The 20,077-nt window shown below is 74.1% G+C and carries 19 protein-coding genes; 9 read left to right on the forward strand and 10 right to left on the reverse strand.

From position 1 onward, the window contains the following. Positions 1 to 38: 38 nt before the first annotated feature. From GA0070622_RS15795 to GA0070622_RS15810, 4 genes are all read right to left on the reverse strand, one after another. Complete coding sequence (locus GA0070622_RS15795; RefSeq protein WP_091573997.1) at positions 39 to 1,418, reverse strand: MBL fold metallo-hydrolase; 1,380 nt, start codon at positions 1,416 to 1,418, stop codon at positions 39 to 41. 121 nt (positions 1,419 to 1,539) lie between these two features. Beyond that, entirely contained in the window at positions 1,540 to 1,893 is a 354-nt protein-coding gene (locus GA0070622_RS15800; RefSeq protein WP_245666625.1) for a rhodanese-like domain-containing protein, read from the reverse strand. A gap of 44 nt (positions 1,894 to 1,937) precedes the next feature. Next, the gene (locus GA0070622_RS15805) at positions 1,938 to 2,252 is read right to left on the reverse strand and encodes a rhodanese-like domain-containing protein (protein WP_091573999.1); all 315 of its coding nucleotides are present in this window, start codon (positions 2,250 to 2,252) and stop codon (positions 1,938 to 1,940) included. Between the two features lie 80 nt (positions 2,253 to 2,332). Beyond that, the gene (locus GA0070622_RS15810; RefSeq protein WP_091574000.1) at positions 2,333 to 2,773 is read right to left on the reverse strand and encodes an OsmC family protein; all 441 of its coding nucleotides are present in this window, start codon (positions 2,771 to 2,773) and stop codon (positions 2,333 to 2,335) included. A 453-nt stretch (positions 2,774 to 3,226) separates the two neighbouring features. On the opposite strand from GA0070622_RS15810, the gene GA0070622_RS15815 reads away from it, so the two are divergent. After that, a complete protein-coding gene (locus tag GA0070622_RS15815) occupies positions 3,227 to 4,279 on the forward strand; it encodes a S1 family peptidase (RefSeq protein ID WP_091574001.1) in 1,053 nt (350 codons plus the stop codon). A gap of 184 nt (positions 4,280 to 4,463) precedes the next feature. Beyond that, positions 4,464 to 5,120 (forward strand): class I SAM-dependent methyltransferase, encoded by a 657-nt coding sequence (locus GA0070622_RS15820; protein WP_091574002.1) that lies wholly within the window; start codon positions 4,464 to 4,466, stop codon positions 5,118 to 5,120. A gap of 52 nt (positions 5,121 to 5,172) precedes the next feature. Here GA0070622_RS15820 and GA0070622_RS15825 read toward each other — a convergent pair whose 3' ends face one another. Next, positions 5,173 to 6,372 carry a sugar efflux transporter gene (locus GA0070622_RS15825; RefSeq protein WP_091574003.1) on the reverse strand — a complete coding sequence of 400 codons (1,200 nt, stop codon included), beginning with the start codon at positions 6,370 to 6,372 and terminating at the stop codon, positions 5,173 to 5,175. Positions 6,373 to 6,471: 99 nt separating this feature from the next. Between GA0070622_RS15825 and GA0070622_RS15830 the strand changes: the two genes are divergently transcribed. Beyond that, positions 6,472 to 7,773, forward strand: coding sequence for a DUF1800 domain-containing protein (locus GA0070622_RS15830; RefSeq protein ID WP_091574004.1), 1,302 nt, complete (start codon positions 6,472 to 6,474; stop codon positions 7,771 to 7,773). A gap of 12 nt (positions 7,774 to 7,785) precedes the next feature. Next, positions 7,786 to 9,027: a DUF1501 domain-containing protein gene (locus GA0070622_RS15835; protein ID WP_091574005.1), complete on the forward strand. Its 1,242-nt coding sequence runs from the start codon at positions 7,786 to 7,788 to the stop codon at positions 9,025 to 9,027. 12 nt (positions 9,028 to 9,039) lie between these two features. Here GA0070622_RS15835 and GA0070622_RS15840 read toward each other — a convergent pair whose 3' ends face one another. After that, positions 9,040 to 10,614, reverse strand: coding sequence for an FMN-binding glutamate synthase family protein (locus GA0070622_RS15840; RefSeq protein WP_091574006.1), 1,575 nt, complete (start codon positions 10,612 to 10,614; stop codon positions 9,040 to 9,042). 82 nt (positions 10,615 to 10,696) lie between these two features. On the opposite strand from GA0070622_RS15840, the gene GA0070622_RS15845 reads away from it, so the two are divergent. From GA0070622_RS15845 to GA0070622_RS15860, 4 genes are all read left to right on the forward strand, one after another. After that, a complete protein-coding gene (locus GA0070622_RS15845; protein ID WP_245666338.1) occupies positions 10,697 to 11,263 on the forward strand; it encodes an RNA polymerase sigma factor in 567 nt (188 codons plus the stop codon). Then, complete coding sequence (locus GA0070622_RS15850; protein ID WP_091574007.1) at positions 11,256 to 11,972, forward strand: hypothetical protein; 717 nt, start codon at positions 11,256 to 11,258, stop codon at positions 11,970 to 11,972. Before GA0070622_RS15845 ends, GA0070622_RS15850 begins: the two co-directional genes overlap by 8 nt. 66 nt (positions 11,973 to 12,038) lie before the next feature. Then, positions 12,039 to 12,545, forward strand: coding sequence for a hypothetical protein (locus tag GA0070622_RS15855; RefSeq protein ID WP_091574008.1), 507 nt, complete (start codon positions 12,039 to 12,041; stop codon positions 12,543 to 12,545). Positions 12,546 to 12,583: 38 nt separating this feature from the next. After that, positions 12,584 to 13,144, forward strand: a complete 561-nt coding sequence (locus tag GA0070622_RS15860; protein ID WP_091574009.1) for a DUF5872 domain-containing protein — start codon at positions 12,584 to 12,586, stop codon at positions 13,142 to 13,144. A gap of 48 nt (positions 13,145 to 13,192) precedes the next feature. Here the strand turns inward: GA0070622_RS15860 and GA0070622_RS15865 are convergent, their stop codons facing one another. The 3 genes from GA0070622_RS15865 to GA0070622_RS15875 all read right to left on the reverse strand — a co-directional run bounded on the left by GA0070622_RS15865 (position 13,193) and on the right by GA0070622_RS15875 (position 17,832). Then, positions 13,193 to 14,641: a glycoside hydrolase family 10 protein gene (locus GA0070622_RS15865; protein WP_091574010.1), complete on the reverse strand. Its 1,449-nt coding sequence runs from the start codon at positions 14,639 to 14,641 to the stop codon at positions 13,193 to 13,195. Positions 14,642 to 14,905: 264 nt separating this feature from the next. Beyond that, positions 14,906 to 16,099: an endo-1,4-beta-xylanase gene (locus GA0070622_RS15870; RefSeq protein WP_091574011.1), complete on the reverse strand. Its 1,194-nt coding sequence runs from the start codon at positions 16,097 to 16,099 to the stop codon at positions 14,906 to 14,908. Between the two features lie 107 nt (positions 16,100 to 16,206). Beyond that, the gene (locus GA0070622_RS15875) at positions 16,207 to 17,832 is read right to left on the reverse strand and encodes a glycoside hydrolase family 43 protein (RefSeq protein ID WP_091574012.1); all 1,626 of its coding nucleotides are present in this window, start codon (positions 17,830 to 17,832) and stop codon (positions 16,207 to 16,209) included. A 189-nt stretch (positions 17,833 to 18,021) separates the two neighbouring features. Here GA0070622_RS15875 and GA0070622_RS15880 point away from each other — a divergent pair, with 189 nt between their 5' ends. After that, positions 18,022 to 19,029 (forward strand): LacI family DNA-binding transcriptional regulator, encoded by a 1,008-nt coding sequence (locus GA0070622_RS15880; RefSeq protein WP_091574013.1) that lies wholly within the window; start codon positions 18,022 to 18,024, stop codon positions 19,027 to 19,029. A gap of 12 nt (positions 19,030 to 19,041) precedes the next feature. Here GA0070622_RS15880 and GA0070622_RS15885 read toward each other — a convergent pair whose 3' ends face one another. Beyond that, entirely contained in the window at positions 19,042 to 20,022 is a 981-nt protein-coding gene (locus GA0070622_RS15885) for a LacI family DNA-binding transcriptional regulator (RefSeq protein WP_176710550.1), read from the reverse strand. Positions 20,023 to 20,077: the final 55 nt, after the last annotated feature.

The raw sequence follows: 20,077 nt of genomic DNA on the forward strand, positions 1-20,077 counted from the left end.
CGGATCTCGCGCGCGCCCGGGCCCGGTCGGATGGCCGCTCAGGCGGCGGCGTGCAGCCCCTGCCAGGCGCCGTAGCCGCCGAGCAGGTCGGACACGTCGGCGCGGCCGGCGTTGCGCAGCAGGCTGGCGGCGACCGAGGAGCGGTACCCGCCGGCGCAGTGCACGACGACCGGCCGGTCGGCGGGCACCTCGTCGAGGCGGCGGGTCAACTCGGCGAGCGGGATGTGCAGGGAGCCGTCCACCGCACCCTGCTCCCGTTCGCCGGCGTTGCGCACGTCCAGCACCACCGGCGCGTCCGGACGGTCGAGCGCCGCGCGCAGCTCGGTGGCGGTGACCCGGCTGGCCCGCGTCACCTCGCCGATCATCTCCAGGAAGGCGCCCTCGGGCTCGCGCAGGTAGCCGGCCACCCGGTCGAAGCCGATCCGGGCGAGGCGGACGACGATCTCCTCCTCGCGGTCCTGCGGGGCCACCACGAGCACCGGTCGGTCCGGTGCGACGACGCTGCCGGCGGTCTCGGCGAACCGACCGTCCGCCGGGACGTTGAGCGCGCCGCGCAGGTGCCCGGCGGCGTACTCCTGCGGGTCGCGGGCGTCGACCACGACGGCGCCGTCGGCCCGGGCGGCCAGGAACTCGGCCGGGGTGAGCGGGCGGGCCGGCCGAGCGTGGTCGAACAGCTCGCGGGCCTTGCGGTTGAGCACGGCGTCGAAGGCGAAGTAGCCCGGGGCGGCCGGCTGCCCGCCGGTCACCAGGGCGAGGAACTGCTCCTCGCTCATCGGGGCGCAGGCGTAGTTGGTGCGGCGCTGCTCGCCGATCGTGGACTGCCGCTCGGTGGACAGGTTCTTGCCGCAGGCCGAGCCGGCGCCGTGGGCGGGGAAGACGCGCACCTCGTCGGGCAGGCCCATCAGCTTGCGCTGCACGCTGTCGTAGAGCATCCGGCCGAGCTCGTCGGCGGTGACACCGAGGGAGGCGAGCAGGTCGGGCCGGCCCACGTCGCCGATGAACAGCGCGTCCCCGGTCAGCATCCCGTACGGCGTCGGATCGGTCGCGTGCTCGTACACGAGGACGCTGATCGACTCCGGGGTGTGGCCGGGCGTCTCCATGATCTCCAGGGTGACGTCGCCGAGGCTGATCCGTTCACCGTCGGTGAGCTTGCGGCTCGCGTACTCGGTCTCGGCCCGGTGTCCGTAGCCGATCCACGCGCCGGTCGCGGCCGCCACCTCGAGGTGCCCGGCCAGGAAGTCGGCGTGGAAGTGGGTGTTGATCACCCCCTCGACGGTCAGGCCGTGCGCGCGGGCGTCGGCCAGGTACTCGTCGATGTCCCGGCGCGGGTCGACGAGCACCGCGCGCCCGGTGCTGTCGTCGGCGATCAGGTACGAGGCCTGGGACAGGCAGTCGAGGTAGTACTGGGTGAACAGCATGAGCCGCACTCCTTCTCAGTGATGCCGGACGATACGACGACTGTAGCGCATACCCCCGGGGGTATATTCCGGGCCGGTGGTCCCGCGCTCCGGGGCCACCGGCCCCCGCCGGGCGGCACGCTCAGGCCACCCGACCCGGCCGACCGCCCTTGGCCTGCACCGCCAGCCCGGCGTCCGCCCAGGCCCGCATCCCGCCCGACAGGTCGTGAACCTGGCGACCGGCGTCGGCCAGGATCCGCGCGGCCTGGCGCGACCGCGCGCCCGAGCGGCAGACGGTCACCACGGGCCGGTCCGTCGGCACCTCGGCCAGGTGACCGGCGAGCTGGCCCAGCGGGATGTGCCGGGCCCTGGGCGCGTGCCCCGCGCGCCACTCGACCGGTTCACGTACGTCGATCAGCAGCCCTCCCGCGGCGACGACGGCCGCCGCCTCCGCCGGACCGACCGACGGGACGCGGGCGCCGAGGAGGCGGCGCAGCAGGCCGCCCCGCGGCCGCCCGGCAGTGCCTTGCGCCCGCCCGGTCACGGCCGGCTGCCCTCGGTCACCGGGCGCCCCGAGCGGATCCAGGCCGACGTCCCGCCGGCCACCGACCGGGCGGTGATGCCGGCGCGTTCCAGCACCTCCGCGCCGACCTGGCTGCGGTTGCCGCCGGCGCAGATCACGTAGACGGTTCCCTCGCGGGGCACCTGCGGCAGGCTGGCGGCCAGGTGACCCAGTGGGACGCAGCGCGCACCCGGGACATGGCCGCCGAGATACTCGACGGGCTCCCGTACGTCGATCACCGTGGCCCCGTCGGCGTGGGCGGCGGCGAAGGTGGTCAGGTCGACCTCGCGCATGATTGCTCCTTCCGGTTTATACCCCCCGGGGTATACCGGAACGACGATAGTCCGGTGCCGCGCCGCCTGCCACCGGATGCTCAGGAGTCTGGCCTGACGGCGTCCTCCGGTGCGCGGGCCACGTCGACGGTCACCGTCGGTCCCGCCTCCAGGGTGTTGTGCACCGTGCAGTGCGAGGCCACCGCCAGCAGGGCCTGGGTGCGCGCGGCCGGGAACCCGTCCGGCAGTCGGAGCGACAGCCGCACCTCCTCGACCCGGGCCGGCCGGTCCTCGGCCATCCGGTAGGTGACGGACACCCCCAGCCCGTCCCGGTCCACGCCGTGCCGGGTGAGGTACCGCCCGGCGTAGAAGGCCACGCAGGTGGCCAGCGACGCCACGAACAGCTCCGTCGGCGTCGGCGCCGTGTCGTCGCCGCCCGCCTCCGCCGGCTGGTCCACCCGCATCCGGTGCCCCCGCACCGCGAACTCGTACGCCTCGCCGGCCGTCCAGCCGACGTCCACGGTGCCGACCTGCCCGCTCATCCTCGTCGCCCCCTCGTCTCGCGCCGATTCCAGTCAACATCCGGCACGCGCGCCCGGCGATGTGCCGATCGGCCCTGATCGGGGGACCTTTGCGCCCGGCGCGGAGTGCCCGGGCGGAATCACCCGGCGTCGATCGACGGCAATTTTTCGGTCGTCGATCCTGTCCCACCATCTGGACGGCGGTCCCATTTCCGGCTCGGCGAAGGCCGGCGCTGATCGCGTTACTGACCAGTAAGGACGCGCGTGAATACCGCCAATCGGCTGAGTTGCCGCTGATCGGGCCTTCGGGATCCAAGCTCTGAGATGCGCCCCGATCGGCGCAACTGGAACTCTTGCCATCAATGACAAACGTGTGACAACTTCGACGAGCCCGATCGGCCGAGCCTCACCGGCCGAACGGCTGCCCGGGGCTGCCCGAAAGGCTGCCCGTGCTCAGCTCCAGGAGGTATCCACATGCGACTCTCCGGGTCTCCGCGGCGTCACGCCACCGCCCTCACGGTGGCCGGCGCGCTGGTCGTCGGCTCACTGGCCGGCGCGCCGGCGCACGCCGCACCCGGGACGTCCGCGTCCCCCGAACAGGCCACCGCGCTCGCCGCCGCACTCGGCGACCGCTCCGCCGGCACGTACGCCGAAGCCGGCGGCGCGATGGTGGTCACGGTGACCGACGACGCCGCGGCCCAGAAGGTCCGCGCGGCCGGCGCCACCCCCAAGCTCGTCACCCGAGGCGCGGACGACCTGGCCCGCGCCACCACCGCCCTCGAGAAGTCCGCCCGCATTCCCGGCACCGCCTGGTGGACCGACCCGGCCACCAACCAGGTCGTCGTCTCCGTCGACAGCACCGTCACCGGCGCGAAGCTGGACCGGGTGAACGCGGTGGCCCGCGCGCTCGACGGCACCGTCCGGATCGAGCGCGAGGCCGGCACGCTGAGCACCCGCGCCGCCGGCGGCGAGGCCATCTACGCCGAGGGCGGCGGACGCTGCTCGCTCGGCTTCAACGTGCGCAGCGGCTCCACGTACTACTTCCTGACCGCCGGGCACTGCACCGCCATCGCCGCCACCTGGTACGCCGACTCGGGGCAGAGCAGCCAGCTCGGCACCGGCGGCACCGGGAGCTTCCCGGGCAACGACTACGGCATCGTGCAGCACACGAACGCCGGCGCGGCCGAGGGCAGCGTCTCGCTCTACAACGGCGGCAAGCAGGCCATCACCGGCGCGGCGGACGCCTTCGTCGGGCAGTCGGTGCAGCGCTCGGGCAGCACCACCGGCCTGCACGGCGGCACGGTGGAGGCGCTCGACGCCACGGTGAACTACGCCGAGGGCAGCGTCTCCGGCCTGATCCGCACCACGGTCTGCGCCGAGCCGGGCGACAGCGGCGGCTCGCTGTTCAGCGGCAGCAGCGCGGTCGGCCTGACCTCCGGCGGCAACGGTGACTGTTCGTCGGGCGGAACGACCTATTTCCAGCCGGTCACCGAGGCGCTGAGCGTCTACGGCGTGGACCTCGTCTGAGCCGAACCGCGCACGGGACGGGCCACCGGGTAACCGGTGGCCCGTCTTCGCGTGCGGTGGTCAACCTGATCTGGCGGCCGGACCAGCACGTTTGCCGAAACGGCAAGGATCCTTGCCGCGGTGCTCCGACCGGCGCACGATGGCGGTGCCGGGACGGGAGCGCCCGGCGGCGAAGGAGGCAGGCATGACCGCGCACCAGCACGGGCACCACGAGAACCCGCCGGCGGACACCGACCCCGCCCGGTTCTGGGACGAGCGCTACAGCCAGTCGGACCGGATCTGGAGCGGCCGGGTGAACCCGGTCCTCGCCGAGGTGGCCGCCGACCTGTCGCCCGGCACCGTGCTCGACCTGGGCTCCGGTGAGGGTGGCGACGCGATCTGGCTGGCCGCGCGGGGCTGGCGGGTCACCGCCGTGGACGTCTCGTCCGTCGCGCTGGACCGCCTCGCGGCGGAGGCGGAGCGGGCCGGCGTGGCGGAACGGATCACCACCCTCCGGCACGACGTGACCCAGGGCTTCCCGCCCGGCCGGTTCGACCTGGTGTCGGCGCAGTTCTTCCAGTCGCCGCTGGTCCTGCCCCGGGAGAAGGTGCTGCCCCCGGCCGCCGCGGCGGTCGCGCCCGGTGGCCGGCTGCTCGTCGTCGAGCACGGCGCGCCGCCGCCGTGGTCCGGGCTCGACCCGGACGACCCGCGCTTCGCCACCCCGGAGGAGATCCTGGCCGCCGTGGACCTCGACGCGGACGGCTGGGAGATCGAGCGGCTGGGCGCGGCGCACCGCACCGCCACCCACGACGGTCACACGGGCGAGCTGGTCGACCACGTCGTCCTGGTCCGCCGCCGCTGACCACCCGACCGTCCGGCCGGGCCCGACGCCGGGCCGTCCCGGCGGGGAACCGTCACGCCCGTGCCGGCGGACGGGGTCGGGTCAGCAGCAGGACCAGCAGGCCGCCGGCGCACAACGCCGTGCTCATCCCGTACGCCCAGCGGTAGCCGACCTGCGCCGAGATCCCGAGCAGCGGACCGGCGAGCATGGCGCCGATCGGGAACGAGTTGGTGAACAGCGTGGTCGCCCGACCGGGTTGACCCGGCAGCAGATCCTGCACGTAGGTGATGGCGACGCCCGACACCGCGGCGATGAACATCGCGTTGACCGGCTGCGCCAGCAGCAGCACCGCGACGGTCGGTGCCGCGGCGGCGACCGCGTAGTAGGCGACGCCGCAACCGGCGCCGAGCAGGATCAGCGTCCGCAGCCGGACCCGCGCGGTCAACACGCCCAACCCGAGCATCAGCGGGATCTCCAACGCCGCGCACAGGCCCAGCACGAGCCCCGCGTCGGCCGGCTCGCCGCCCAGGTCCCGGCCGATGAACAGCGGCATCGCCTGCACACCGAGCGTCATCGGGCACTGCACCAGGACGAAGGCGACCACGGTGAACACCAGCCGCCACCGCGACGCGCCGGGCGCCTCGACGCCGGGAATGTCGGCCGCCGGTCGGGCCGGGACGGGCAGCTCCTCCAACCGGAACGCGGCCAGCAACGCCGCCGCCGCGTACAGGCCGGCCGCGACGCCGTAGACCAGCCGGAAACCGCCGACGGAGAGCAGGACCGCGGCCAACGCCGGGCCGGCCACCCAGGCCAGCGAGAACACGGTACGCAGCACGCTGATGCCCAGGGCGGCCCGGCCCGGACTGTCCCGGTCGAGGAGCTGGCGGGCGTAGGCGAACGACTGCGGGAACAGCGAGTTGGCCAACGCGACGGCGGTCGCGGTCAGCCCCAGCAGGACCCAGTAGTCCCGCACGACCGCGGTCAGGCCGGCGCCCACCATCCCGGCCAGCGCCGCGCCGACGAGCAGCCGGCGACGGATCGGCCGCCGGTCCGACAGGCGGCCGACCAGCGTGGAGACCGCGACGCCGGACAGCGGCGCGACGACCAGGAACACGGTCACCCGCAGCGGATCCGCGCCGACCTCGCTGTCGAGGAACAGCGACAGGAACGGCAGCACCACGGCGACGGACAGGCCGACGCTGAGGAACATCAGCGCCAGCGGGAGCAGCCGGAGGCGGCCGGCGCGCGCCGCCGGCCTGGTGTCCACAGCCATGCGGCGGACTGTACGCCGCACCGGTGACAGCCCTCTCCGCACGCGACCCGCACGGCGCCCTTACCGTCCTCGAACATGCCCCGGCTAGCGTCGGCGCACATGACGGAACGGGAAGCGGTGGCACACCTGCTGCGGCGGGCGACGTTCGGGCCGACCGCCGACGAGGTGGACGCCGCCGAACGGGCCGGCTTCGCCGCCACCCTCGACCGGCTGCTCGACCCCGCCGGAGCGGACCGGGGCGCGGCGGCGACCCCGCCACCCGAGCTCGGCCCGGACCCGGCGGCGGCGCTCGACAAGTCAGCCACGCGCGAGCAGCGTCAGCAGGCCAACCGCCGGCGCCGCGAACAGGCGACCGCGCTCACCGACTGGTGGCTGGCGCGGATGGTCGCCGCCGAGCACCAGTGCGACGAGAAGCTGCTGTTCTTCTGGCACGGGCACTGGGCGACCAGCGTGCAGAAGGTGCGCTCGGCGCCGCTGATGCTGCGCCAGCTCGAGACGCTGCGCCGGCTCGGTCGCGGACCGCTGGCCCCGCTGGTGGACGCCATGGTGCGTGACCCGGCGTTGATCCTCTGGCTCGACGGGCAGCAGAACACCCGGCGGGCGCCGAACGAGAACCTGGCCCGGGAACTGATGGAGCTGTTCACGCTCGGCATCGGCGGAGGCTACGACGAGACCGACGTGAAGGAGGGCGCGCGGGCGCTCACCGGCTGGACGGTGGACCGGCGGACCGGGGTCGCCCGCTTCGTGCCCCGTCGGCACGACCCGGGCCGCAAGACGATCCTCGGCCGCAGTGCCGCCTTCGACGCCGGCTCGTACGCCGCGCTGCTCGCCGGCCGCCCGGAGACCGCCCGGTTCGTGGCCGGCCGGCTGTGGTTCCGCTACGCCGGCGCGCAGGTGCCGGCGCCGGCGGACCTCGCCGGCCCGGACACCGTCGGCACCCTGCGCCGGATCTTCACCGCCCCGGCGTTCGCGCAGACCCGGGACACGCTGGTCAAGCAGCCCGTCGAGTGGTTGGTCGGCGCGGCCCGGCAGCTCGGTGTCCGGCCGTCGGCGCTGCCCGAGGCGGGGCGGCGTCGGCTCCTGACCGGACTGAACGCCCTGGACCAGGTGCCGCTGCGTCCGCCGAGCGTCGGCGGCTGGCCGGCCGGGACGGCGTGGCTGACCACGTCGTCCCTGCAGGCCCGGCTCCGGGTGGCCGACCACCTGACCGCCGTCGCCGACCCGGCGGTGCTGGCCCGGCTCACCGCCGCGCCGCCGGCCGGTCGGCCCGAGGCGATGGCCCGCCTGCTGGTGGTCGACCGGTGGAGCGACCGCACCCGGTCCGCCCTGGTCCCGCTGGCCGGACAACCGCGCCGGCTGCTGGTGGCCGGTCTGGTCAGCCCCGAGTACGCGGTCAGTTGAGAGGAGCGATCCGTGGACGTCCTGACCCGACGGCGGTTCCTGGTGGCCAGCGGTGTGGTCGGTGCGACCGCCCTGGCCGGCGGCGCCGCCGCGTACCGCCTGAACGACCTGCTCGCCACCGCCGGCGACCGGGATCCCGAGGCCCGCACGCTGGTCCTGGTGACGTTGTACGGCGGCAACGACGGCCTGAACACGGTCGTCCCGTACGCCGACCCCGCCTACCGGGACGCGCGACCCGATCTGGCGTACGCCGCCGAGGACGTGCTGCGGCTCGACGACGGCTTCGGACTCAACCCGGCGCTTGCCGGCCTGCACCGCGCGTACGGCACGGGCCGGCTCGCCGTGGTGCGGGGCGTCGGCTACCCGAAGGCCGACCGCAGTCACTTCCGGTCCATGGACATCTGGCAGACCGCCCAGCCCGACCGGCCCGGCACCACCGGCTGGCTCGGCCGCTGGCTGGACCGGGCCGGCGGCGATCCCCGGCTCGCGGTCTCGTTCGAGCCCGCCCTGCCGCCCCTGCTGGCCGGGGAACGCGGGGCCGGGGCGTCGGTGCCGGTGACGGACCGGGAGACCGCCCCGCAACTCGGCGCGGAGACGCTCACCGCGCTCGCCGCCGCCGCGCCGGACGACTCGCCCGCCCGGGCCCGCGCCGCGGCCTGCTTCGCCGACCTGCGCGCGGTGGACGCGATGGTCGCTCAGGTGCGTGCCACGCCGGCGGGGGAGGAGGCCGAGGACGACGGGGAGACCGCGCCGGCCACCGCCACCGGTGGCGCCCGGGCCTCCCTGGACGCGCAGCTCGACCTGGTCGCCCGGTGCGTCGAGGCCAACGTGACCACGCGGGTGTTCTCCGTCTCGCTCGGCGGCTTCGACACCCACGCCGACGAGAAGCAACTCCAGCAGGTGCTCCTCGGGCAGCTCGACGGCGCCCTGACCCGCTTCGCCGACCGGATGGCCCGCACCGAGGCCGGGCGAAAGGTGGTGGTGGCGGTCTACTCGGAGTTCGGCCGCCGGGTACGGGCCAACGCCTCCGACGGCACCGACCACGGCACCGCCTCGAACGTGCTGCTGCTCGGCGCGCCGGTCGACGGCGGCCTGTACGGCGAGCCGCCCAGCCTGACCGACCTCGACGACGGCGACCTGAAGCACACCACCGACTTCCGGGACGTCTACGCCACGCTGCTGGAGCGGGTGCTGGACACCGATCCGGGCGCGATCCTGGGCGACTGGCGGGGGCGGCTCACGGGCGTGCTCTGACCTCGCGCCCGCTCACCCGACGGCGGTGGGGGAGGGGGGTGCGCTGCCGCCGCGCGGCCCCTCGGCGGTCATCAGCCGAACGATCTCCGCCCGGTCGGCCGCCGACGGCAGCCCCCACTCCGGCCGGTAGCCGTACACCTGATCCAGCGGGGTGGAGGCGGTGCGGCCGTCCAGGATCTCGACGGCGTCGGTGCCGATCAGCCCGGGATGCTCGACGCCGCACGCCTCCGCGACCTTGACCAGGTCGCGACGCAGCGTACGGATGTAGTTGGCGGCCCGCACCGACTTGCGGGCCGGGTCCAGCCCTCGCGCCAGCCAGGCGTTCTGGGTGGCGACGCCGGTGGGACAGGTGTCGGTGTGGCACTTCTGCGCCTGGATGCAGCCGATCGCCAGCATGGCCTCCCGGCCGACGTTGACCATGTCGGCGCCGAGCGCGAACGCCACCACCGCGTTGTCCGGCAGGCCGAGCTTGCCGGCGCCGACGAACACCACCTGCTCGTGCAGGTCGCGCTCGGCGAAGGTCCGGTAGACCCGGGAGAAGCCCTGCTGGAACGGCAACGAGACCGAGTCGCTGAAGATCAGCGGGGCGGCGCCGGTGCCGCCCTCGCCGCCGTCGACGGTCACGAAGTCCACGCCCCGGCCGGTGTCCCGCATCAGCGTGGCCAGCTCCTCCCAGAAGCCCAGGTCACCGACGGCGGACTTGATGCCCACCGGCAGGCCGGTCTCGGCGGCGAGCAGCTCCACCCAGTCCAGCAGGCTGTCGCAGTCGGAGAACTCGGCGTGCCGGGACGGGCTGACGCAGTCCTGGCCCTGGGGGATGCCCCGGGTGGCGGCGATCTCGGCGGAGACCTTCGCCGCCGGCAGCAGGCCGCCGAGGCTGGGCTTCGCGCCCTGGCTGAGCTTGATCTCCAGCGCCCGCACCGGCGCGCCGGCGACCAGGTCCTTGAGCCGGTCCAGGCTGAACCGGCCGCGTTCGTCCCGGCACCCGAAGTAGGCGGTGCCCAGCTGGAAGACCAGCTCGCCGCCCTTGCGGTGGTGGGGCGACAGCCCACCCTCGCCGGTGTTCTGCAGGCAGCCGGCCAGCGCGGCGCCCCGGTTGAGCGCCTCCACCGCGTTGCCGGAGAGCGAGCCGAAACTCATTCCGGAGATGTTGACCACCGACTCCGGACGGAAGGCGCCCGGCCGGCCGCGCGCCGCACCCAGCACCTTGGCGCAGGGCAACGTCACGTCGTGCCCGGCGCCCGGAGCCGACGGTGGCACCGCCCGGCCGAACGTCCGGTGCTTGATGATCGGATAGCCGGCCGTGTGCTCGATGTCGTTGTCGGTGCCGAACCCGAAGTAGTTGTTCTCCTGCTTCGCCGAGGCGTACACCCAGCGCCGCTGGTCGCGGGTGAACGGCCGTTCCTCGTCGTTGCCGGCCACGACGTACTGGCGCAGCTCCGGCCCGATCGACTCGATCAGGTAGCGGGCGTGCCCGAGGACGGGGAAGTTGCGCCGCAGCGCGTGGTCACGTTGCAGCAGGTCGCGCGCGGCGATCGCGGCCACGGCGGCGACGGCGGCGGGTACGGCTCTCCTGGCCCAGCTCATCCCGCCACTCTTTCCGCCACGGCCACCGGTCAAACTCCGTGGAACCCGGGCGGCGGGCGCGGTGTCATGAAGGTGGACCGAGGTGGAGGTCGCCCTGGACGACGACGACATCGTCACCCGCGTACGCGCCGGTGACCGGGAGGCGTACGACCTCCTGGTCGCCCGGCACACCGCGTCCGCGTACCGGACCGCGCTGCTGCTCGGTGCCGGTCCGGACGCCGAGGACGTGGTCCAGGAGGCGTTCGTGAAGGCGTACCGGAAGCTGTCCCGCTACCGGGGCGAGGCGTCGTTCCGGTCGTGGCTGCTGGCCATCGTGGCGAACGAGAGCCGGAACCTGCACCGGTCGCGTACCCGGCGGCACGGGCTGACGCTGCGCGCGGCGACGGCCGGCCCGACGACGGACGCCACCACCGACGACGGCCTCGACGCGGTGCTCGCCGCCGAGCGACGGGCCGCGCTGGTGGACGCGCTGCGCCGCCTGCCGGCGCGCGACCGCGAGGTGATCGTCTGCCGCTACCTGCTCGACCTCGGCGAGGAGGAGACCGTGACCGTGCTGGGGCTTCCCCGGGGCACGGTGAAGTCGCGGACCCACCGGGCGCTGGCGAAGCTGCGCGGCCTGCTCGACCGCGAGGTGGTGCGCCGTGGATGACCTGGAGCGGGAGCTGCGCGACCTGGCCGCGTGGCTGGAGCCGGCCGGCTCGCCGGACGTGACCGCCCGGGTCCGCGCCCGCCTCGCCGAGCCGGCGCCGCGACGCCGGTGGCGGTACCGGGTGGCCGCCGCGCTCGCCGTCCTGCTCGTGGTGGCGCTGCCGCCGGGCCGGGCCGCCCTGGCCGACGCGGTGGCCGGGCTGCTGCGCTTCGCCGGCGTGGTCGTCGACACGTCGTCCACGCCACCGCCCCCCGACGGCGCCCCGTCGCCGCTGCCGGGGCAGCGCCCGGTCGCGCTGGTCGAGGCCCAACGGCAGGTCCGCTTCCCGATCCGGGTGCCGGCCCGGCTCGGCGCACCGGAGCGGGTGCTGGTGGCCGACCCGGACGACGCCGGCGGCCACCGGGTCGCGAGCCTGCTCTGGCGGGGCGGCGCGCTGCGGCTGGACGCCTTCGACGGCGCGCTCGACCCCGTGTTCCACAAGCAGGCGGCCGGGGCGGACGTCACGTTCACCCAGGTGCGCGGCGACTTCGCGATCTGGGTCGGCGGCCCGCACGCGCTCGCGTACGTGGACCGGGGCGGGACGGTGCGGGTGGCCACCGCGCGCCTGTCCGCCGCGACGCTGATCTGGCAGCACGCCGGGGTGAGCTACCGGCTGGAGGGCGACCTCGGGCGGGACGAGGCGATCGGGATCGCGGGCTCGCTGGGCTGAGGCGGGAACCTTCCGGGCGCGGCCGGTGTCCTGCTGGCGAGGTTCGTCGTCGATCGGGGGTACGCGATGTCGCGTCCGGGCCGGGTCCTGGTGGTGTCGGTGGTGGTGCTGGCCGGCTGCACGACCGCGGGGCCGCCGGACCCGCCTCCGTCCGACGTCGCCTCCGCCGCGTCGACGGGCTGCCCCTCGCGGCTGGACACCGGCCCGCTGCCGGAGTGGGCGGACGCCGGCTTCAGCGGCGACACCCGGGTGCCGCACGTGCTCGGCGCCCGGGGTGACATCGTCGCGGTCCTGTTCGGGCATCCGCTCACCCACGGCCGCGGCGACGGGCCGGCCAACAAGGTCCTCTGGGTGGCGCGCCCCGCGCCGGGCGCGACCGACCCGGCGACGTCCGCCACCCTGGTGATCACCGCGACCCGGGACGGCACCGCCACCCGGGTCACGCGGGAGGTGGCCGGCGGGCCCGGACCGTCCATCCTCGACCTCCCGGCGCCCGGGTGCTGGCACCTGCGACTGGACTGGTCCGGCCGGGTCGACACCCTGGACCTCACCTACCGCTCCGCGGCCGGCTGACCCGGCATGGTCGCGCCCGGCGCGGGTAACGCCCGGGCATGGCGAAGTACACCAGGCCCGAGCTGCGGGAACGGCTCAAGGAGGAGATCAAGGCCTCCGACAAGGGTGGGCGGCCGGGGCAGTGGTCCGCCCGCAAGTCGCAGCTGCTGACGAACGAGTACAAGAAGCGCGGTGGGGGCTTCGAGGGACCGAGGGACGAGCGGCAGCGCTCGCTGCAACGCTGGGGCGGCGAGCAGTGGCAGACCCGGTCGGGGGACACCCGCGCGCGCAAGGACGGCGAAACCCGCCGTTACCTGCCGAAACAGGCCTGGGAAGAGCTGTCGGAGAAGGAACGCCAGGCGACCGACACCCGCAAGCGGCGGGCGTCGCGCTCCGGCCGGCAGTACGTGTCGAACACCGGCCCGGCGAAGCGGGCCCGCCGGGACGCGACGGCGGCGGAGCAGGTGAACGAGCTGCCGGTGGCCGAGGCGGTCAAAATCGTGCGGGGCCTCGACACGCGTCAGCTGAACGCGGCGCTGCGCCGGGAACGCGGGGGCAAGGCCCGCAAGACGCTGATCGGACGCCTGGAGTCGGAACTCGGCCGGCGCCGCGCGGCCTGAACACGACGGCGTGGCCCGGCGCGGCCTCCCCGCGCCGGGCCACCTCGGTCAGCCCGCCGCGCAGGTGGGCGTGCCGGAGGGGGCCGTGCCGGTCCCCTGGAAACCGAACTCGGTGCTGCCGCCGGCACCGACCTGGCCGTTGTAGGCGACGTTGCGGAACGTCACCGCGCCACTGGCGCCGCTGGCCTGGGCGCTCCACGTGTTGGTGACCGCCGAGCCCGACGGCACGGTGAGCGTCACCGTCCACCCGTTGAGCGCGCCCGCGCCGGCGGTGACGCGGACGGTGGTGACGAAGCCGCCGGGCCACTGGTTCGTGGTGAGCGACGCGGTGCACCCGCCGCCGGTGGGCGGGGGAGTCGAGGGCGGCGCGGTGGTGGTGGGCGGCGTGGTCGTCGGCGGAGTCGTGGTCGGGGGCGTGGTGGTCGGCGGCGTCGTGGTCGGCGGCGTCGTGCCGCCGGCGTTGAGCGCGTCGAGCGCGGCGGTGTAGGCCGCCTTCTTGTTGCCGTTGCCGTCGAAGAGCAGCGGGGTGCCGCTGGCCCGCCAGGAGTCGCTGTCCCGGATCCCCCAGACGGTGATGCCGGTGCACCGCGACACGGCCAGGCAGTCCTTGACCACGTTGGCGTACGTGGTGGCCTGGGCACTGCCCGAACCCTCGATGTCGAGTTCGGTGATCTGCACGTCGACGCCGAGGGCGGCGAAGTTCTGCAACGTGGTGCGGTAGTTGCTCGGGTACGGCGAGCCGCTGTTGAAGTGCGACTGCAGGCCGACGCAGTCGATCGGCACGCCCCGGGCCTTGAAGTCCTTGACCAGGTTGTAGACGCCCTGGGTCTTGGCCCAGTTCCAGTTGTCGGTGTTGTAGTCGTTGTAGCAGAGCTTGGCGCCCGGGTCGGCGGCGCGCGCGGTGCGGAACGCCACCTCGATCCAGTCGTTGCCGGTGCGCTGGAGGTTGGAGTCGCGGCGGCCGCCGCTGCCGTCGTCGAACGCCTCGTTGACCACGTCCCAGGCGTAGATCTTGCCCTTGTAGTGGGTGGCGACCTGGGTGATGTGGTTGACCATCGCCTGACGCAGCGCGCTGCCGGACAGGTTCTGCGCCCAGCCGGGCTGCTGCTGGTGCCAGGCCAGCGCGTGGCCGCGTACCCGCATGCCGTTGGCCTGGGCGTGGGCGACGATCCGGTCGGCGTTGGTGTAGGTGAACTGGCCCTGGGACGGCTCGGTGGCGTCCCACTTCATCTCGTTCTCGGGGGTGACCATGTTGAACTCGCGGTTCAGGATGCCGACGTACGTGGCGTCCGACAGCTTGTTCGCGGCCACCGCGGTGCCGAAGTAGCGGCCCTGTTCCGCCGCCGCCGCGCCCAGGGTGGTCCCGGCGCTGGCGCTGGTCGCCACCGCGACCGTGGCCGCGACCAGCGCGGCGCCGACGGCGGCCGACAGCAGGGCGGCACGCGGCCGGTATCGGGCGGTCGGGCTCCCGCTGCCGCGGGCGAGCACCTTGTCCATCACGAAGCCTTTCTCACGGGTGGTGGATGAGGAGCCCGCTCCGACGACTTGCCCGCCACGGCGCCGGCGCGGCGCGGCTGCCCGGGGCCGCGCGTGCCGGGGTGCGTTCCCCGCCACCGTGAGTCGGTCGGAGGCCGCTCCGCGCGGGAGGGCTCCATTCGCGACCGTCATTGTCCGCATCGGGCCGCAACAACGTCAACGATTTCCGGAAGGTCGCGGCGGGGCCCGCCGGAGGATCGGCCCCGCCGCGACGGTCGGGACGCGCTACCGGCGCGGCTGCTGCGGGACGCGCGGCAGCACGAACGGCGGGCCGGAGAAGATGAGGTCGGCCTTCATCTCCTGGTACGCGCGCTTGGGCCGGTAGTTCTCGTCGTACGCGGTGGCCAGCCCCTCCGGCGGGTTCTCGAACCAGTCCGGCACCCAGGAGTGCCGGTCGGTGAAGCCCCAGAGCGTGAACGACAGGCAGTGCCGCTCGGCCAGGCAGGCCCGCAGCAACGTGCTGAAGTTCGCCGCGGACGCCTGCAACCGTGGGTTGATCTCGGCGGAGTCACCCGCCTGGACCCCGGCGGTGAGCTGGCTGCGCACGTCGACCTCGGTGAACGCGGTGGCCAGTCCCAGGCCGGCGAACCTGCGCAGCGCTGCGGCGACCTGGAGGGTGTCGTAGTTGCCGTACTGGGTGCCCAGGTGTCCCTGGCTGCCGACCCCGTCGATCGGCACCCCACGGGCGCGCAGGTCACGGGCCATCTCGTAGACGAACTGCGTCTTGTCGTCGGCCGGGTTGCCGGAGCCGAACGCCTCGATGTTGTAGTCGTTGTAGAACAGCAGCGCCTTCGGGTCGGCGGCTCGGGCCCAGCGGAAGGCGTCAGCGATGTAGCCGGGACCGAGGTTCTCCGCCCAGAAGCCCTTGTAGTGCAGCGTGGAGGGGGTGTCCCAGGGGTCGCTGACCGCCTCGTTCACCACGTCCCACTGCCAGATCCGGCCCTTGAAGTGGCGCACCACCGCGGTGATGTGGTCGCGCAGGATCCGGCGCAGCTCGGCCTTGTCGATCGAGCCGTCCGTGACCCCCTCGGTGAGCCAGGCCGGCAGCTGGTTGTGCCAGACCAGCACGTGGCCGCGGACCCGCTGGCCGTGCTGGCGGGCGAAGTCGACCAGCTGGTCGGCCGGTGCCCAGTTGTAGGTTCCCCGGGTCGGCTCCAGGCTCTCCCACTTCATCGCGTTCTCGGCGGTGACGGTGGAGAACTCGGACCCGGCCAGCTCGCGGTAGCGCGGGTCGGCGGGGTCGGCGAGCGCGTCCATGTCCACCGCGGTGCCGATGTACAGGCCGTGCCGCTGGGCCAGCGCGCGCAGGCTCTGCGCGGCCGGATCGTACGGGCGGCCGGCGGTGGCGGGGGCGACGTTGAGGGCGGCGACGGTGGCCACGGCGACCGCGCCGGCGACGATCCAGCGTCTCAGCTTCATGGTCGTTCCTTCCGGAGGGACGGTTCCGAAACTTCCGGGATACTTCCGAAAGTGATCCGGAACACTACGGACGTCGATGTCGGTCGTCAACCGTCCCTCCGGGACGCTCACTCCTGCCGGTAGGTGGCGTGGTCGAAGTCGGCGTACCCGCCGTCGCCCCCGAGGTCCTGCACCCAGAGGCCGAGGAACGCGCCGGTGAAGCCCCAGGCGGCCGGCTCGCCGTCGACGACCAGGGCGGCGTGCTCGTCGGAGAGGATCGTCGCGTCCAGGTCGACCGGCAGGTCCCGCCAGCCGTCGCCCAGGTCGTACCCGAAGCGGACCACCGGCCCGTCGAACCGCGCCCGCAGCCCGACCCGCGCGCCGTCGCCGGCGTCCACGGTGAGTTCCGGATACGCGGTCCGCCGGCCCCGGTCGCAGCTCAGCAGCTCGAGCACCCGGCGGCCGTCGTCGGCCCGGGTGAGGTAGAGGTGATGCCAGTTGGTCGTGTTGTAGTACGCGGTGACGCCGGCCAGCTGCCGGTGGTCGGCCGGGTCGAACTCGACGACGGTCTCCAGCACGCACCGCTCGGCGCCGACCCGGCGGGCGACCAGGCTCGGCGTCTGCCGGCCCACCGGGGACTGCCCGCCGTGCAGCCGCAGGTGCGACGGGCGCGCCGACAGGTCCAGCCAGTCCTCGCCGGCCGGGCGGCGCAGCGTCGACCAGCGGGCGGACAGCGTGGGCCCGTCGAAGTGGTCGGTGGCCGGCTCCTCCGGCCAGGGATGCGCGGGCAGGTCCGGCGCCGCGACGGTGTCGGCCGGCACGCGACCGGGCACGGTCGGCCACTGCCCGTCCGGCCAGTCGACCCGCTGGATCGCGGTCTCCCGCCCGAGGACGCAGTTGCCCAGCGGGGAGTAGGGGCGGGCCACCAGGTGGGCGAGGTACCAGTCACCCTGCTGCGTCTCGACCAGGCACCCGTGGCCCGCCTTCTGCAGCCGCAGGTCCGGCCGGCCGGCGGAGGTGAGCAGCGGCCCCCTCGGGTCGGCCAGGTACGGGCCGAACAGGTGGCGGGAGCGGGCGACCGTGACCTGGTGCTCCCAACTGGTCCCGCCCTCGGCCGTGACCAGCCAGTACCAGCCGTCGCGCCGGTAGAGGTGCGGACCCTCGGTCAGCCCGGCCGAGGTGCCGTGGAAGATGATGCGCGCCTCGCCGACCAGCCGTCCTCGCTCGCGGTCGTAGCGCTGGATCTCGATCCCGCCGAAGCGGTCCCGGCCCGGTCGCCAGTCCGCGCTCAGGCTCAGCAGCCAGGTGCTGCCGTCGGTGTCGTGGAACAGCGCCGCGTCGAAGCCGTGCGCGTGCAGCTTCACCGGGTCCGACCAGGGCCCGCCGATGTCCGGGGCGGTGGTCAGGTAGTTCTGCGGGTCCCAGTAGCCGCTGGCGAAGCTGGCGACGTCGCTGTAGACGAGGTGGAACAACCCGTCGTGCCAGGTCAGGTCCGGCGCCCACACCCCGTTGGAGTCCCCGCAGCCCCGCAGGTCCAGCAGCCGGCGCTCGGTGACGATCCCGCCGAGGGGACGCCAGTGCACCAGGTCGCGGGAGTGGTGGATCCCGACCCCCGGGTACCACTCGAAGGTCGAGGTGGCCAGGTAGTAGTCGTCGCCCACGCGCAGGATCGAGGGATCCGGGTGGAACCCGGTGAGGACCGGGTTGCGGATCGACCGGGTGACGGCGGGCAGGGGGGCGATCTCGGTCGACATCGGCGACTCCTCGGGCTCGGTCCACTGACGACTTTCCGGAACTTCCGCTCCGGACAGTGCGGAGTTGCGGCCCACCGTATCGGCTCTACGCGGCTGTCGGGGAGCCTTGACCGGGGCACAGACGGGTCGTAACCTACCGGCCAATGCCGGAAACCATTCCGCTCCATCGCTGAAAGTTCCGGAGATCCCGTGTCCGACAAGGTCACCATCGCGACGATCGCACGCCTGGCCGGCGTCTCGGTGCCGACGGTCTCGCGGGTGGTCAACGGCCGCTCCGACGTCTCCCCGCAGACGCGGGAGCGGATCGAGCAGCTGCTCGCGCGGCACGGCTACCGTCGCCGTCCGCCGAGCATGCGGGCCAGCTCCGGCCTGATCGACCTGGTCTTCAACGACCTGGACAGCCCGTGGGCGGTCGAGATCATCCGGGGGGTCGAGGACGTCGCGCACGCGGCCGGCATCGGCACCGTGGTGTCCGCCATCCACCGGCGTACCTCGTCGGCGCGGCAGTGGCTGCACAACCTGCGGGTCCGCTCGACCGAGGGCGTCATCTTCGTGACCTCGACCCTGGAGGCGCCGCTGCAGGCGGAGCTGAGCCGGCTCAACCTCCCGGTCGTCATCGTCGACCCGGCCGGCGTGCCGCCGCAGGAGGCGCCGGCGATCGGCGCGACCAACTGGGTCGGCAGCCTGCGGGCCACCGAGTACCTGCTCGGTCTCGGCCACCGGCGCATCGGGTTCATCGGTGGACCGGCGCACCTGATGTGCAGCCGGGCCCGCCTGGACGGCTACCGGGCGGCCCTGGAGGCCGCCGGTCTCGGGGTGGACGACGAGCTGATCCGCCCGGGCAACTTCTACCACGAGGCCGGTTTCACCGGGGGCGAGCGGCTGCTGGCCCTGCCGGATCCGCCCACCGCGATCTTCGCCGCCAGCGACCAGATGGCCCTCGGCGCCTACGAGGCGGTACGCCGGCGCGGCCTGCGGGTGCCGGACGACGTCAGCGTGGTGGGCTTCGACGACCTGCCGGAGGCGCGGTGGTGCTCCCCGCCGCTGACCACCGTGCGCCAACCGCTCGCCGAGATGGGGATGCTGGCCGCCCGCACGGTCCTGCGGCTGGCCCGGGGTGAGCGGACCGAGAGCCGACGGGTGGAGCTGACCACCGAGCTGGTGGTGCGTGACAGCGCCGCCCGCCCGCCCGAGTGAGCAGCGGTGGCCTCAGCGCAGGGGTCGGCAGGACGCCCGGACCACCAGCTCGGTGGGGAGCCGGATGTGCGTGTCGCGTTCCACGCCCGCGATCAGGTCGATCAGCAGGCGCAGCGACTCCGCGCCCATGCGTTGCAGCGGTTGCCGGATCGTCGTCAGCGGCGGGTCGACCAACGCGGACTCCGGGACGTTGTCGAAGCCGATCACCGACAGGTCGTCCGGCACGGTCAGGCCCGCGCCGCGGGCCACGTCCAGCGTCGAGATCGCCGAGAGGTCGTTGCCCGCGAAGATCGCCGTCGGCCGGTCGGGGAGCGTCAGCAGCTCGGCCGCCGTGCTCGCGGCGCTCTCGATGCGGAAGCCGCCGACGCGCACGAGCCGCTCGTCCACCGCCACCCCGGCGTCGGCCATGGCCCGGCGGAATCCGGCCTCCCGCAGCCGCGCCGACTCCAGGTCGGGGCGTCCGCTGATGTGCCCGATGCGGCGGTGGCCGAGGGAGAGCAGGTAGTTCGTGGCGAGGACGGCGCCGGCGAAGTTGTCCGAGTCGACGGTGGGCAGGCCGGACGGGCCGGTGTGCGGGTCGACGGCCACCACGTGGAAGCCGTGCTTGGTCTCCACCACGGTCGGTGTCACGATCACCGCGCCGTCGATGAGCGTCCCGGACAGGCGGGCCAGGGACCGGCGTTCCCAGCCGATGGCCGCGCCCTCGCCGTCGCCGCTGGAGTAGGCCAGCAGTTGGTAGCCGCTGCCGGCGACCTCCCGGGACGCGCCCTTGAGCAGTTCGGTCGAGAACGGCTCGAACTCGGCGACCAGGATGCCCAGCACGTTGGTGCGGTGGCTGCGCAGGCTCTGCGCGCCGAGGTCGGCCTCGTACCCCAGGTCGTGGATGACCTGCTGCACGCGTTCGACGGTGGCCTGGGCGACGCCGTACCTGCCATTCACAACCTTCGATACCGTTGCCACCGAGACGCCGGCGGTACGTGCCACGTCCGACATCTTGACGCGCTCCGGGAACACCACGCCGACGATGATAGAGGGCTCGCCCGCCCGC

It is taken from the genome of Micromonospora sediminicola (assembly GCF_900089585.1).
GTDB classification, from domain to species: Bacteria; Actinomycetota; Actinomycetes; order Mycobacteriales; family Micromonosporaceae; genus Micromonospora; species Micromonospora sediminicola.